The sequence below is a fragment of the Curtobacterium sp. PhB128 genome (assembly GCF_004340725.1).
Lineage (GTDB): Bacteria > Actinomycetota > Actinomycetes > Actinomycetales > Microbacteriaceae > Curtobacterium.
The window spans coordinates 182,751-196,146 of sequence record NZ_SLUR01000006.1; the positions used below are offsets into that span (position 1 = coordinate 182,751).

Annotated in this window: 13 protein-coding genes; 9 read left to right on the plus strand and 4 right to left on the minus strand. The window is 71.4% G+C overall.

Annotated elements, in window-relative coordinates; all coding sequences use genetic code 11:
- Positions 1-2: 2 nt before the first annotated feature.
- Positions 3-701, minus strand: a complete 699-nt coding sequence (locus tag EDF23_RS12265) for an NUDIX domain-containing protein (protein ID WP_131921781.1) — start codon at positions 699-701, stop codon at positions 3-5.
- 166 nt (positions 702-867) lie between these two features.
- Between EDF23_RS12265 and EDF23_RS12270 the strand changes: the two genes are divergently transcribed.
- The 3 genes from EDF23_RS12270 to EDF23_RS12280 all read left to right on the plus strand — a co-directional run bounded on the left by EDF23_RS12270 (position 868) and on the right by EDF23_RS12280 (position 4,052).
- Positions 868-1,149, plus strand: coding sequence for an acylphosphatase (locus tag EDF23_RS12270; protein ID WP_228504877.1), 282 nt, complete (start codon positions 868-870; stop codon positions 1,147-1,149).
- A gap of 132 nt (positions 1,150-1,281) precedes the next feature.
- The gene (locus EDF23_RS12275; protein WP_131921782.1) at positions 1,282-2,763 is read left to right on the plus strand and encodes an MDR family MFS transporter; all 1,482 of its coding nucleotides are present in this window, start codon (positions 1,282-1,284) and stop codon (positions 2,761-2,763) included.
- Between the two features lie 41 nt (positions 2,764-2,804).
- Positions 2,805-4,052 carry an FAD-binding protein gene (locus EDF23_RS12280; RefSeq protein ID WP_131921783.1) on the plus strand — a complete coding sequence of 416 codons (1,248 nt, stop codon included), beginning with the start codon at positions 2,805-2,807 and terminating at the stop codon, positions 4,050-4,052.
- A gap of 77 nt (positions 4,053-4,129) precedes the next feature.
- Here EDF23_RS12280 and EDF23_RS12285 read toward each other — a convergent pair whose 3' ends face one another.
- Positions 4,130-4,624 (minus strand): 2'-5' RNA ligase family protein, encoded by a 495-nt coding sequence (locus tag EDF23_RS12285; RefSeq protein WP_131921784.1) that lies wholly within the window; start codon positions 4,622-4,624, stop codon positions 4,130-4,132.
- A gap of 146 nt (positions 4,625-4,770) precedes the next feature.
- Here EDF23_RS12285 and EDF23_RS12290 point away from each other — a divergent pair, with 146 nt between their 5' ends.
- From EDF23_RS12290 to EDF23_RS12300, 3 genes are read left to right on the plus strand one after another with little or no spacing between them, the layout of a single operon-like run.
- On the plus strand, positions 4,771-5,724 hold the full coding sequence (locus EDF23_RS12290; RefSeq protein WP_123672400.1) for a MetQ/NlpA family ABC transporter substrate-binding protein: 954 nt from the start codon (positions 4,771-4,773) through the stop codon (positions 5,722-5,724).
- Positions 5,724-6,800, plus strand: a complete 1,077-nt coding sequence (locus EDF23_RS12295) for a methionine ABC transporter ATP-binding protein (RefSeq protein WP_123292036.1) — start codon at positions 5,724-5,726, stop codon at positions 6,798-6,800. The genes EDF23_RS12290 and EDF23_RS12295 overlap by 1 nt, the downstream gene beginning before the upstream one ends.
- A gap of 50 nt (positions 6,801-6,850) precedes the next feature.
- On the plus strand, positions 6,851-7,468 hold the full coding sequence (locus tag EDF23_RS12300; RefSeq protein WP_123681305.1) for an ABC transporter permease subunit: 618 nt from the start codon (positions 6,851-6,853) through the stop codon (positions 7,466-7,468).
- Positions 7,469-7,794: 326 nt separating this feature from the next.
- Here the strand turns inward: EDF23_RS12300 and EDF23_RS12305 are convergent, their stop codons facing one another.
- Positions 7,795-8,571 carry an endonuclease/exonuclease/phosphatase family protein gene (locus tag EDF23_RS12305; protein ID WP_111084345.1) on the minus strand — a complete coding sequence of 259 codons (777 nt, stop codon included), beginning with the start codon at positions 8,569-8,571 and terminating at the stop codon, positions 7,795-7,797.
- A gap of 164 nt (positions 8,572-8,735) precedes the next feature.
- Positions 8,736-10,145 carry an MFS transporter gene (locus tag EDF23_RS12310; RefSeq protein ID WP_207895487.1) on the minus strand — a complete coding sequence of 470 codons (1,410 nt, stop codon included), beginning with the start codon at positions 10,143-10,145 and terminating at the stop codon, positions 8,736-8,738.
- Between the two features lie 159 nt (positions 10,146-10,304).
- Here EDF23_RS12310 and EDF23_RS12315 point away from each other — a divergent pair, with 159 nt between their 5' ends.
- Genes EDF23_RS12315 through EDF23_RS12325 form a run of 3 tightly spaced genes read left to right on the plus strand, consistent with a single transcriptional unit; the run spans position 10,305 to position 13,344 of the window.
- Positions 10,305-11,525, plus strand: coding sequence for an alanine racemase (locus EDF23_RS12315; RefSeq protein WP_165901114.1), 1,221 nt, complete (start codon positions 10,305-10,307; stop codon positions 11,523-11,525).
- Entirely contained in the window at positions 11,525-12,370 is an 846-nt protein-coding gene (locus EDF23_RS12320; RefSeq protein WP_131921786.1) for an IclR family transcriptional regulator, read from the plus strand. The genes EDF23_RS12315 and EDF23_RS12320 overlap by 1 nt, the downstream gene beginning before the upstream one ends.
- The gene (locus tag EDF23_RS12325) at positions 12,367-13,344 is read left to right on the plus strand and encodes a sugar kinase (protein WP_131921787.1); all 978 of its coding nucleotides are present in this window, start codon (positions 12,367-12,369) and stop codon (positions 13,342-13,344) included. The genes EDF23_RS12320 and EDF23_RS12325 overlap by 4 nt, the downstream gene beginning before the upstream one ends.
- Positions 13,345-13,396: the final 52 nt, after the last annotated feature.

The window sequence follows — 13,396 nt, forward strand, 5'->3', positions numbered from 1 at the left end:
TCCTATCGGTTCTGCGGTCGTGTGCCCTGCTGCAGCGGGCCGTTGTCCGCGTAGGCCAGGTCGGGGTTCGAGCGGTACAACCGGGCCGGACGGTGCCGGCCCCCGCTCGTGGTCTCGTCGGTCGGCAGGATCGCGTCGGACTTCTCGACCTGCCGACGGAAGTTCGCGGGGTCGAGCGCGCGCCCGAGCACCGCCTCGTACACCCCGCGCAGCTCGGCGAGGGTGAAGCGGTCCCCCAGGAAGGCCTGGGCGATGCGGGAGTACGACATCTTGGTGCGGAGCCGCCAGAGCGCGTACTCCACGATCCGGTCGTGGTCGAAGGCGAGCGGCGGGTGCTCATCGGCGAGGAACCAGCGGACGTTCCAGTCGTCCGGCACGACGTTCGCCTCGTCCGGGTGCACGAGCGCCCAGTACACGATCGACACCACCCGGCTCGGTGAGCGGCCGACGTCGCCGAACGCGTAGAGCTGTTCGAGGTAGCGGGGCTGCACGTTCGTCGTCTCGCGCAGTCGCGCCGCGGCGGAGTCCTCGAGTCCCTCGTCGACGCCGACCCAGCCGCCGGGCAGCGCCCACGACCCCTCGAACGGTTCGGCCACCCGGCGCACCAGTGGCATCCACAGCGCCGGCGCCCCGGTGTCGGGGTGCGGGCGCAGCGCGACGATCACGGTCGAGACCGCGACGCGGATGCCTGCTTCGTCCATGGTGGACCTTAATGTCATTCTGACTCGAAGTGTTCGGGTTGCGATGACACTATCACCGCTGCGTGGTGTGTTGCGCCCGTGAGGGCCTCCGGGTCGTCACGAACCGGAAACAGATCGTCACGAGGCCGAAAACTCCGGGAGGCCCCGCGTGGATACGGTGAGGATCATGACGACGGTGACGAGGATGCATGCCGTGGTGTCGGGGACCGTCCAGGGGGTCGGGTTCCGGTACTGGACGGCACGGAAGGCCGACGGGCTCGACCTCGTCGGGTACGCCAGGAACCTCTGGGACGGCACCGTCGAGGTCGAGGCCGAGGGGCCGTCGGTCGCGGTCGAGACGTTGATGGAGTGCCTGCGGAGCGGGCCGCCGTCGGCCACCGTGACGGACGTCGAGTTCCGGCCGGTCGTGCCGCACGGCGACGCCGACGGGTTCGCGATCCTGCACTGACACGGTCGCACCGACCGTTCACGTGCGGATGTCGGTGCGGAGCGGAATAATCGAATCCACTCAGGCGGTTGCCCTGTCTGCGCGTTCTGCGCCACCTCGTTCCACCAGTCGTGATCCACCAGGAGCTCCCGCATGACCCAGGCCGTCGATTCCGCCCCCCGCACGGGAAGCGTCTCGCAACCGACCGCTGCCGAGACCCGACTCGTGATCGGGCTGTTGCTCGTGTCCGCGTTCGTCGTCATCCTCAACGAGACGATCATGGGCGTGGCGCTGCCGCGGCTGATGGACGACCTCGACATCAGTGCGGCGACCGGGCAGTGGCTGACCACGGGCTTCCTGCTCACCATGGCGGTCGTCATCCCGATCACCGGGTTCCTGCTGCAGCGGTTCAACACCCGCCCCGTCTTCGTCTGGGCGATGGGCCTGTTCTCGGCCGGCACCCTGATCGCCCTGCTCGCACCCGGGTTCACGCTGCTGCTCGTCGGCCGCATCGTCCAGGCCAGCGGCACCGCGATCATGATGCCGCTCCTGATGACGACGGTGCTCACCCTCGTCGACCCGGCCCACCGTGGCCGCATCATGGGCAACATCTCGATCGTCATCTCGGTCGCGCCGGCCATCGGCCCGACGATCTCCGGGCTCATCCTCAACGCGTTCGACTGGCGCTGGCTGTTCGGCTTCGTCCTGCCGATCGCGATCGCCGCGCTCATCCTCGGCATGGTGAAGGTCCGCAACGTCTCGACGCCCCGCCGGGCACCGCTCGACGTCGTCTCGGTGATCCTGTCCGCGTTCGCGTTCGGTGGGATCGTCTACGGCCTGTCCAGCATCGGCGAGGCCGGCACCACCGGCCTGTTCGTCCCGGTCACCGCGCTCGTCGTCGGTGCCGTCGCCCTGGCGGTCTTCATCCTCCGTCAGACCCGACTGCAGCGCACCGACAGCGCCCTGCTCGACCTGCGCACCTTCCAGACCCGCGGCTTCACCGTCCCGATCGTCGCGATGGCGCTGAGCTTCATGGCGATGTTCGGCACGCTCATCCTGCTGCCGATCTACCTGGAGCGCGTCCTCGGGCTCGAGGTCCTGAACGTCGGACTGCTGCTGCTCCCCGGCGGGCTGCTCATGGGGCTCCTCTCCCCCATCGTCGGGCGCATCTACGACCGTCGCGGACCGCGCGTGCTGCTCATCCCCGGCTCGATCATCGTCAGCGCGGTGCTCTGGGCGCTCTCCACGGTCGGCGTGGACACCAGCGTGTGGTTCGTCCTCGGGGCGCACGTCGTGCTGAGCATCGGCCTGGCGCTCACGTTCACCCCGCTGTTCACGGCGGCACTCGGTGGTCTGCCCCCGAAGCTCTACTCGCACGGCAGCGCGGTCCTCGGCACGGCGCAGCAGCTCGCCGGAGCCGCCGGCACCGCCCTGTTCGTCACCCTGCTCACGATCGGCGCCGCCACGGCAGCGACCGGGGCGGGTGCGGACGCCGTGGCCGCTGCGACCGCCTCTGGTGTGAAGACCGCGTTCATGGTCGGCGCGGTGATCTCGCTGTTCGGCATCCTGGCATCGGTCTTCGTCACCCGTCCGGCGGTGCCCGAGGGCGCGCCGACGCCCCCGCCCGCGCACTGACCGCGGTGCCGCCCACGGGTCCACGTGGCATCGTGGGCGGCATGCGGTCGACGGCGAGCGAACTGAACTGGTCCGGCACGGTCACGTACACGGCCGAGCAGGTGCTCCGACCGGGCTCGATCGACGAAGCAGCCGAGGTCGTCGCACGCTCCCCGCGGGCGCACGGGCTCGGCACCCGGCACTCGTTCAACGACTCCGCCGACGCCCCGGGGGTCCTGCTCGACCTGACCGCGATCCCCACCGACCTGGTCGTCGACCCCGAGCGGCGGACGGCGACCCTGGGAGCCGGTACCCGCTACGGAGTCGTCGCTCCCGACCTCGACCGCGCCGGGTTCGCGCTGCACAACATGGGGTCGCTCCCGCACATCTCCGTCGGCGGCGCGGTCGCCACCGGCACCCACGGCTCCGGCACCACCCTCGGCTCGCTGACCACCGCGGTCCGGTCCCTCGAACTGCTCGGCCCCGACGGTTCGCTCCGGACCGTCGACCGCACCGACCCGGCGTTCCCCGGCACCGCCCTGCACCTCGGGCTGTTCGGCATCGTGACCCGGGTCACGCTCGACCTCGAACCCACGTACCGGATGCGGCAGGACTCGTACGGGCCGTTCCCGTGGAGCACGTTCACCAACCACGTCGCCGCAGTCCACGCAGCCGGGTACTCGGTGTGCGCCTACACGGTCTTCGGCGACGAGATCAGCGAGGCGCTCGTGAAGTCCCGGGTCCCCGACGGCGCCGACGACACCGCCGTGTCGGACGACCTGTTCGGCGCTCCCCGGCTGCCCGGCTCGCCCGGCGACGGCCACCACACGGCGCGCGACGGCTCGGTGGGCCCCTGGTGGGACCGGCTGCCGCACTTCCCCATCGAGTCCGTGCCGAGCCACGGGTCCGAGGTGCAGAGCGAGCACTTCGTCCCGCTCCGGCACGCGGCGGCGGCGCTCGACGCCCTGCGAGGGCTGGCCGACCGCATCCAGCCGCACCTGCACGTGTGCGAGCTGCGGACGATGGCGGCCGACGACCTCTGGCTGAGCCCGACCCAGGGCGAGGACGTGCTCTGCATCGCGTTCACCTGGCAGAAGCACCCGGAGGCGGTCGCTGCGCTGCTGCCCGACCTCGAGGCGCGGCTCGCACCGTTCGACGGGCGACCGCACTGGGGCAAGATGAGCTCGCTCGACGGCGACGCGATCGCGGAGCTGTACCCGAGGGTGGCGGACGTCCGTGAGCTGATCGCACGAGCCGACCCGGACCGGACGTTCGCATCCGCGTTCGGCGAGCGGGTGCTGCGGGCCTGACCCGCGCCTCCAGTCCGACGCTCCTGCGCACCTGCGCACCTGCGCACCCGCGCCCCGGTGCCGGTCCGCAGCGTGCGTCAGCGCAAGCGGGTGACCACCTTCGCACCCCCGTCCCAGTGCCGGAGACCGCCCACGGTGAGCACCTCGGGCAGGGGCCCGTCCGCAGCGAGGACCCGGAGCGCCGCCGGCAGGTCGACGTCGCGGATCCGCCGAGCGAGGGTGACGTGCGGCGCCCACCGACCGGGCAGCGACGAGTCGACCGAGCCCGGAGCGGCGGCGTCGACCGCGCGGTGGAAGCGGGCCAGTGGCTCGTCGACGACCACGCCGAGGCCGAGCACGTGCCGACCGGGGCCGGCGGGGAAGAGCAGGACACCGGCGACGCGCAGGGCCTCGGGCACCGCGACGTCGAGGTCTGTCGGGACGGGCAGGGTCTCGCCGGCCACGAGGGTGACGTGCGGGTCGTTCGTCCCCGAGTGGCCGAGGCTCGGCAGCTCCGCGGCGACGAGGGTCTGCCAGAGCGCCCGGACCGCTCGGTCCGAGGGGCCGTCGAGGACGAGTTCGATGCTGCGCACGTACCGAGTGAACCAACGCACCCCGTGACGGCGATGTAACACGGCGGAACGGAACTCGCACCGGGGACCCGCTCCCGTCACACTCGACTCCACGCCGCGGACCACCGCGGCTCCCCCGCACAGCACGGCCCACGAGGAGCACCAGCATGTCCGCAGCCCCCGCACTGCCCGAGAAGCCGAAGGGCAAGCGCCCGATCGGCTGGATCATCGCCGCCGTCATCGTCGTCGTGGCGATCGTCGTCGCCGTCATCGTCGGAGTCGTGCGCTCCGGTGGCGACAGCGGTGGCGCTGCCGCCGGTGACGCTGCGCCGAAGACCGTCACCATCGGTGTCTCGGACAAGTCGCTGCCCTACTGGAACACGTACGTGAAGGCCGCCAAGGAGCAGCTCAACGTCACCGTGAAGCTCCAGAACTTCTCGGACTACTCGCTGCCGAACCCTGCGCTCAAGGACAAGCAGATCGACATCAACCAGTTCCAGCACATCCAGTACCTGGCGAACTACAACGTCACCTCGGACGACGACCTGCAGCCGATCGGCGCGACGGCCGTCTACCCGCTGCCGCTGTACTCGACGAAGGTCTCCGACGTCGCGGACTTCGAGGACGGCGCGAAGGTCGCGATCCCGAACGACGCCATCAACGAGGCCCGTGCGCTCCTGGTCCTGCAGGCCGCTGACCTGCTCGAGCTCAAGGACGGCGGCAACGCCTTCTCGACCACGGCCGACATCACCTCGCACAAGGTCGACGTGCAGACGCTCGACGCCTCGCAGACCGCGAACGCCCTGCAGCAGGGTTCCGTCGAGGGCGCGATCGTCAACGTGAACTACGCCACCTCGGCCGGGCTCGACACCAAGGACGCGATCTTCCAGGACGACCCGAAGAGCGCCTCGGCTGCCCCGTACGTGAACGTGTTCGCCGTCCGCGACGCCGACAAGACCAACAAGACGTACCTCGACCTGGCGAAGCTGTTCCAGGACGACGCCGTGCAGAAGGTCTTCGCGAAGGACTACCCGGACGCCGTCCCGAGCGACGAGAGCGCCGCCTCGCTGCAGAAGGAGCTCACCACGGTCGAGTCCGACGCGAAGGCGGCAGCGGAGTAGTGCCGGTCCTCGTCGAACTCCGCGGCGTCTCGAAGCACTACCGCCGCGCCGACACCGGCGAGACCGTGGTGGCCGTCGAGGACGTCTCCCTCGACGTGCACCAGGGAGAGGTCCTCGGCGTCATCGGGTACTCCGGTGCCGGCAAGTCCACCCTGGTCCGTCTGGTGAACGCCCTCGAGCTCCCCAGCTCCGGGACCGTCACCGTGGCGGGCAAGGAACTGACGGCGATCCCCGAGCGGGATCGCCGTCTGGCGCGTCGCAACATCGGGATGATCTTCCAGCAGTTCAACCTGTTCCGGTCCCGCACCATCGCCGGCAACGTCGCGTACCCGCTCAAGGTCGCTGGTGTGCCGAAGGAGGAGCGGGACCGTCGCGTGGCCGAGCTGCTCGACTTCGTCGGGCTGCTCGAGCGCGCCCACGCCTACCCGGAGCAGCTGTCCGGCGGTCAGAAGCAGCGCGTCGGCATCGCGCGGGCCCTCGCGGCGTCGCCCGACCTGCTGCTCGCCGACGAGGCCACCAGCGCCCTCGACCCGGAGACCACGTCCGAGGTGCTCGGGCTGCTCCGCCGGGTGAACAAGGAACTCGGCGTGACGATCATCGTCATCACGCACGAGATGGACGCCGTCCGGCAGATCGCCGACCGCGTCGCCGTGATGGAGCAGGGACGCGTCGTCGAGGTCGGGGACGTCTACGACGTGTTCTCCGCGCCGAAGACGGGCGCTGCGCAGCGGTTCGTCCGCACCGCGCTGCACGACCGCCCCTCGGTCGACACGCTCGCTCGCCTGCGCGAACGCCACCCCGGTCGTCTGGTGACCGTGCAGATCACCGACGAGGCCGGGCTGCAGAACCGGATCGACGCGGTGTTCCGCTCCGCTGGGGTCACCGCCGAGCTCGTCTACGGCGGGGTCGGCGAGATCCGCGAGCGCCGGATCGGTTCGCTCACGTACGAGCTGACGGCCGGCGGGGTCGCCGACGCCGGTGCTGGTGCTGGTGCTGGTGCACCGGACGCCATCGATCGCGCCGTCGCCGCCCTGCGCGCCGACGGCGTCACGACCGACGAGGAGGCAGCAGCGTGAACAACTCGTTCCAGAGCGTGATCGACACGTTCGACGTCTTCCTCGCCGCCATGCGCGACACCATCGTGATGTCGCTCGTGTCGCTCGTCATCGCCGGCGTCATCGGGCTCGCCCTCGGGCTGCTGCTCTACGCGACCCGGCCCGGCAACCTGCTCGGCAACCGCACCGCGTACACGATCATCAACGTCGTCGTGAACCTGGTCCGGCCGATCCCGTTCGTGATCTTCCTCGCCGCGATCGCCCCGCTGTCGCGCGTCGTGGTGCAGACCACGATCGGCGTGCCCGCGGTGACCTTCGCGATCTCGTTGGCAGCGGCCTTCGCGGTGTCGCGCATCGTCGAGCAGAACCTGCTCGCGGTCGACCCCGGCGTCGTCGAGGCGGCCCGGGCATCGGGGGCACACCCGGTCTCGATCCTGCTGACCGTCCTGATCCCCGAGGGCCTCGGGCCGCTCATCCTCGGCTACACGTTCATCTACATCGGCATCGTCGACATGACGGCACAGGGTGCGTTGATCGGTGGCGGTGGACTCGGTGAGTACGCGATCACCTACGGATCGCAGCGGTACGACTGGTGGATCGTGTACGTGTCGGTGGCGGCGATCGTCGTCATCGTGCAGCTCGGCCAGTTCGTCGGCAACCGGCTGGCGCGCGCGACCCTGCGTCGCTGACGGGTCGCGACTCCCCGCTCACGTCCGCCGAGTGGTCACGACGTGTCGCTCGGCGGAACGCTGGCCGACAGTTCGTGACCACGCGACGGCGGGCACGGCGCGTTTCGCCGCTGCGCCATGTGCCGTGGCCGCAACCGCCTGGAGGCCCGGTGCCGGTACACGAGACCGGCACCGGGCCTCCAGTGCGTTGCCGGCTCCACCGGCGCGCCCAGCGTCGCCCGCCGAGCAGTCACGACTTCCCGCCGTCGCCCACGGAGTGGTCACGACGTGTCGCCTGCCGGACCGCCGGCCGACACTTGCTGACCACTCGACGACATGCCCGCGGGTCAGGCGGCCGGGGACTCCACAGTCTCGATCGTGCCGGTCGCTCCGGGGTGCTCGTAGTGCGCGCGCACCAGGATCGGACGGTGGTCGGAGATGCCCGCCGGCAGGGTCTCGACGCCGGCGATGTGCAGCCCGACGCTCGTCGCGAAGTCGAAGTGGCCCGTGAACTTGCGGTACCGCAGGTACGTCGGCTGGTCGGACAGCGACAGTGCGAACCCGCCCTGCTCGATCTTGCGACGCAGGTTCGTCTGGAACCAGGGGTAGTTGAAGTCGCCGACCATGACCGCGGGGACGTCCTTCGCGAGCTCGCGGAGGAACTGGTGCGCCGCCTCGATCTGCTTGCGGCGCAGGGAGTTCGTCGCGGTCAGCGGTGAGGCGTGGAACGAGGCGACGACGACCTCGGCATCGGCCTCGGTGTCGCGCAGGTGCATCGCGATGAGCCGTTCGTGCGCGGGTGCGAGGACCCGGTCGTGCAGGGACTTCTGCAGCGAGTGGATGCTGAAGTCCTGCACCTCGAAGCGGTCGTCGCGCTTGTAGATGGCGAGCCCGAGGCGGTTCGTGCGGGTCGACGCGGCGAGCGAGAGCCCACCGATCGACGGGGCCAGGTCGTTGCTGTCGCACTCCTGCACGCAGAGGACGTCGGCGTCGGAGGCCTCGGCCAGGGCGGCGAGTTCACCGTTCGCGGTGTGCTCCCGGAGGTTGTAGCTGACGACCCGGAGGGCAGTGGGCGGCACGCCTGCGTCGGTGGCGATCGTGCTCTGCTGTTCTGGCGCGGCCATGCTGCCTTCCTGTCCGGGTGGTCCGGGTCACCCTGCCGCGGCAACCGTACTCGGCGTTCGCAAACGGATGCTGAGACTGTAACGCCTGTCGGGTTTCGCGCGTGTGACCGTGACGGAAACGGACAGTCGCGGGCCGCGCGCAGGGCTGCGTGGAACCGCCCGGGTCAGGCGCGGACCCTGCGGGCGGGGCGGACGGTGTCCCCCGCTGTGCGGCTCATCAGGATGCCCTCGACGCACGCGACGGCGAGCAGCGCCGCGATGACCCAGAACGCGACGGAGTACGGGCCGTCGCCACCGAGCCCGCCGGCTGCACGGATCACGACCGCGGCGACGGCGACGCCGAACCCAGCGGCGGTCTGCTGCAGCGTCGACGAGAGCGTGTTCGCCGGGGTCATGTCGGCCTGCTCGACGTCGGCGAAGGCGATGGTGTTGTACGCCGTGAAGCCGACGGAGCGGGCGGCGCCGCTGACGACGAGCAGGACCGCGAGCAGCCAGAACGGGGTGTCCTCGGTCATGAACGCCATCGCGACGACGGTCAGCGCCGCGATCGCACTCGACACGATGATCACCGGGCGGTAGCCGAACCAGCGCAGGAACGGCGTCGTCATCGGCTTGATGCCGAGGTTGCCGACGAAGACCCACAGCACGGCGGACCCGGCGAGCACGGCGCTCCAGCCCCAGGCGTCCTGGAACAGCAGTGGGAGCACGAACGGCACCGCGGAGACCGCGAGGCGGAACAGGCTGCCGCCGGCGTGCGACACCCGGAACGTCTCGAGCCGGAACGCCTCGAGCCCCATGATCGGGTGCGGTGCCCGGCGGAAGTGACGGACCGCGAACCAGCAGCAGACGGCGCCGACGACACCGGACACCACGACGGCCAGGACCGGGATGACGTCGAGCGCGAGCAGCGACGCCATCACGACGAGCGACCCGAGGCCGAAGCACGCGAGCAGCGACCCGAACCAGTCGAACGGCACGCGCTGCGCGGCGCGCTCCTGCGGGACGAGCACGAGCGCGGCGACGAACGCGATGACGCCGAGCGGGATGTTGATCAGGAAGATCCAGTGCCACGTCAGGGTGTCGACGAGCACGCCTCCGATGAACGGGGCGATGATCGGCGCGGCGAGGGCGGGCCAGGTGAGGATCGCGATGGCCGTGACGAGCTGCTCGCGACCGGCGCTCCGGAGCACCACGAGCCGGCCGACGGGCACCATCAGCGCACCGCCGAGCCCCTGCAGGATGCGCCAGAGCGTCAGGTCGACGAGGCCGGTCGACATCGCGCAGAGCGCCGATGCGATCGTGAAGAGCGCGATCGCGCCAGCGAAGACGGTGCGGGACCCGATCCGGTCGGTGAGCCAGCCCGAGACGGGGATGAACACCGCCAGGGTGACCAGGTACGCGGTGATCGCGACGCCCACCGCGGCCGAGTCGACGCCGAGGTCGCGTCCCATCGCGGGCGCCGCCGTCGCCAGGATCGTGCCGTCGAGGAGCTCCATGAAGAAGGTCCCCGCCACGAGCACGGCGACCGCCGTGCTGCCCGTCCGCCGTCTGGGTGTCGTCATCGTCGTCGCCATGTCGCGTCAAAGGCTATGCCCGGTGCCGGGTCGCGGGGGGATCGTGTCAGGAGGTTCCGCGATCGTGTTGTGCATTGCAGAATGATGCGCACCAGCGCGTTGCCCTGCGGGTCCGCCGAGCGGGAGCGTGGAGGCTGCGCGACGACAGGAGGCTCACCGATGACCGACGCCGACACGACGACCCGGACCGTGACCACGAAGGGCGCCTGGGACCCGGCAGCGGGCACTCCGCACCACGTCCTCGACCACGCCCACCTGCCCGTGATGACGCTGCGCGAGTCCGCCCTGGCGAACAACACCGCCGTCATGCAGGCCTACGTCGACCGCCACGGGCTGCTGTTCGCGCCGCACATGAAGACGCACATGGCACCCGACCTCGCCGCACGGCAGATCGACGCCGGGGCATGGGGAGTCACGGTCGCGTCGGTCCAGCAGGCGATGGTCGCGTGGGAGCACGGCGTGCACCGGGTCCTGGTCGCGAACGAGGTCCTCGACCCCGCCGGTCTCGCCTGGCTCGCGTCGCGACGCACGGTCGACCCGGACGCCGACGTCCTCTGCTACGTCGACTCCGCCGCAGGCGTCACCGCCGCCGTCGCAGCGCAGGGCACCGTCGCCGGTGAGCTGCACGTCCTGGTCGAGCTCGGGTTCCCGGGCGGGCGCACCGGGGTCCGCTCCCCCGACGACGCGCGTGCCCTCGCGCTGCTCGCCCACGACGCCGGACTCGTGCTCCGCGGTGTCTCCGGGTACGAGGGCGGGCTGCCCGGCGTCGACGCTGCCCGCGAGTACGTCGCCGGCGTGCTCGACGTCGCCGAGGCCGTCCGCGGGCACGTCGACGGTCGCGGGCTCCTCAGCATGGGCGGCAGCGCCTGGTTCGACGCCGTCGTGGACGCCGTGGCGCACCGCACCGACGACCTCGACGTGCTGCTGCGGTCGGGTGCGTACCTGACCCACGACGACGGCTTCTACGCCGAGCGCACGCCGTTCGGCCGGCACCCGGCCGAGGGCTCGCTCGTCGCCGCGATCGAGGTCTGGGGACGCGTGACGTCCTGCCCGGAGCCCGGGCTCGCGTTCGTCGCCGTGGGCAAGCGCGACATCTCCTTCGACGAGGGGCTGCCGGTGGTGCGGTCGGTGCGGCCGGCCCTACCAGGAGGCCCGGCGGGCGCCCCACAGGTCGTCCCGCCGCCCGGGGCGGTCACCGTCACCCGTCTCGACGACCAGCACTGCTACCTCGCGCTGGCGGACGGTGCCCCCGAGCTGACGCCCGGTGACGTCGTCGTGTTCGGTATCTCGCACCCCTGCACGGTGTTCGACAAGTGGCGGCAGGTGCACGTCTTGGCCGACGACGACACCGTGCTCCGGACGATCGCGACGTGGTTCTGATGCGCGCGACCACCGCGGCCCCGGTGCCGACGGACGGCGACGGTCCTGCCCGGAACGCCGCACTGTCCCTGCGTCGCGGGCTCCGCCTGCTCGACTGCATCGCCGACCGGACCCGCAGCGGCGCGGTGTCCGTCAGCCTGTCCGTGCTGGCCGCCGAGCTCGGCACCTCGAAGTCGACGGTGCTCCGCCTGACGGCCCCGATGCTCGAGAACGACCTGCTGCGCCGCACCCCGGACGCCGGGTTCACGCTCGGCCTCGGCGCCCTGCTGCTCGGGCAGAGCTACCTCGAGGGGATCGACCTGCGCTCCGCCGCCGCACCGTTCCTGCGTCGGACGGCGGAGCAGACCGGGCTGACGTGCCACCTCGTCGTGCCGGACGGCACCGACATCGTCTACGTCGACAAGGTCGAGACCCGCGGCACCGTCCGCATGGGCTCCCGGATCGGGAACCGCCTGCCGATGCGGAACACGGCGTCCGGCAAGGCGATCGTCGCCTTCGGTGAACCGGAGCTGCTCGCCCGGGTGCTCGCCGAACCGGCCCAGGTCATGACGGAGCACACCATCACCGACGACGACCGCTGGCGGCACGAGGTCGACCGGACGCACGGACGGGGGTACGGCATCGACGACCGTGAGAACGAGCCGGACATCCGGTGCGTCGCAGCCCCGGTGTTCGACCACGCGAACCAGGTGGTCGGCGCGATGAGCATCTCCGGGCTGGCCTCGCGGTTCCCCGCAGCGGCGGTCCGCGAACTCGGCGACGGCGTCGTGCGGACCGCCCACGAGATCTCCGTCGCGCTCGGGTCCTCGTCGGCGCAGCTCGCCCTCGCGCGGGGTGCCCGGTGACCGGCACGGTGCTGACGTTCGGCGAGACGATGCTGCTCCTGACCGGGCGCGACGTCGGCGCGGTGCCGGACCTCGAGCACATGCGGGTGGACACCGGCGGCGCCGAGAGCAACGTCGCGATCGGCCTGGTCCGCGCCGGGGTGCCGGCCACGTGGATCGGTCGGGTCGGCACGGACCCCGCCGGCGACCGGGTCGCCGCCGACATCGGTGGCGAGGGCGTCGACGTCCTCGCGGTCCCCGACGCCGAGCGATCCACGGGCATCATGATGAAGGAGCGGCTGCTCGACGGCCGCACCCGGGTGACCTACCACCGCCGTGGTTCGGCCGGCTCGGCGTTGGCCGCGACGGACCTGCCCCGCAGCGTCGTCGAGACCGCTGCGCTCGTGCACGTCACCGGGATCACCCTCGCGCTCTCCGAGTCCGCACACGACACCGTGACCGCAGCGCTCGACCGGGCCGCCGCCGCCGGCGTGCCGGTGTCGTTCGACGTCAACCACCGGCCGAAGCTCATCGGCGCCGACGCTGCACGAGACCGGTACCGAGCCGTCGCAGCACGGTCCGCCGTGGTGTTCGCCGGCGACGACGAGGCCCGACTCGTGCTCGACCGCGACGAACAGGACGACGACGAGGAGTCACTCGCGCACGATCTCGCCGCACTGGCACGGGGCCGCGCGGTCGTGAAGCTCGGCTCCCGCGGCGCCGTGGCGTCGATCGACGGCGTGTTCGTCCGTCGGCCCGCGACCCCGGTGCGCGTCGTCGACCCGGTCGGTGCCGGTGACGCGTTCGTCGCGGGATGGCTCGCGGCGAGCATGGGCGGAGCGGACGCCGCCGAGGCGCTCGACCGGGCCGCCGACGCCGGCGCACTCGCCTGCACCGTCGAGAGCGACTGGCGCCGACCGGACCCGGCCGCGTTGCACCACGCCCCGGATCCATCGGACACCGACCACACCGTGCACGACCACGTCGACCGCTGACACCGCGTCCGCCGACACCGTGTCCGCCGAACACCACCACTCGAGGAAGCGC

What these genes read in the sequence shown, in the direction of transcription:
- EDF23_RS12265 (WP_131921781.1), bottom strand. Translation starts at nt 701, where the DNA reads ATGGACGAAGCAGGCATCCGCGTCGCGGTCTCGACCGTGATCGTCGCG.
- EDF23_RS12270 (WP_228504877.1), top strand. Translation starts at nt 868, where the DNA reads ATGACGACGGTGACGAGGATGCATGCCGTGGTGTCGGGGACCGTCCAG.
- EDF23_RS12275 (WP_131921782.1), top strand. Translation starts at nt 1,282, where the DNA reads ATGACCCAGGCCGTCGATTCCGCCCCCCGCACGGGAAGCGTCTCGCAA.
- EDF23_RS12280 (WP_131921783.1), top strand. Translation starts at nt 2,805, where the DNA reads ATGCGGTCGACGGCGAGCGAACTGAACTGGTCCGGCACGGTCACGTAC.
- EDF23_RS12290 (WP_123672400.1), top strand. Translation starts at nt 4,771, where the DNA reads ATGTCCGCAGCCCCCGCACTGCCCGAGAAGCCGAAGGGCAAGCGCCCG.
- EDF23_RS12300 (WP_123681305.1), top strand. Translation starts at nt 6,851, where the DNA reads ATGCGCGACACCATCGTGATGTCGCTCGTGTCGCTCGTCATCGCCGGC.
- EDF23_RS12305 (WP_111084345.1), bottom strand. Translation starts at nt 8,571, where the DNA reads ATGGCCGCGCCAGAACAGCAGAGCACGATCGCCACCGACGCAGGCGTG.
- EDF23_RS12310 (WP_207895487.1), bottom strand. Translation starts at nt 10,145, where the DNA reads ATGGCGACGACGATGACGACACCCAGACGGCGGACGGGCAGCACGGCG.
- EDF23_RS12315 (WP_165901114.1), top strand. Translation starts at nt 10,305, where the DNA reads ATGACCGACGCCGACACGACGACCCGGACCGTGACCACGAAGGGCGCC.
- EDF23_RS12320 (WP_131921786.1), top strand. Translation starts at nt 11,525, where the DNA reads ATGCGCGCGACCACCGCGGCCCCGGTGCCGACGGACGGCGACGGTCCT.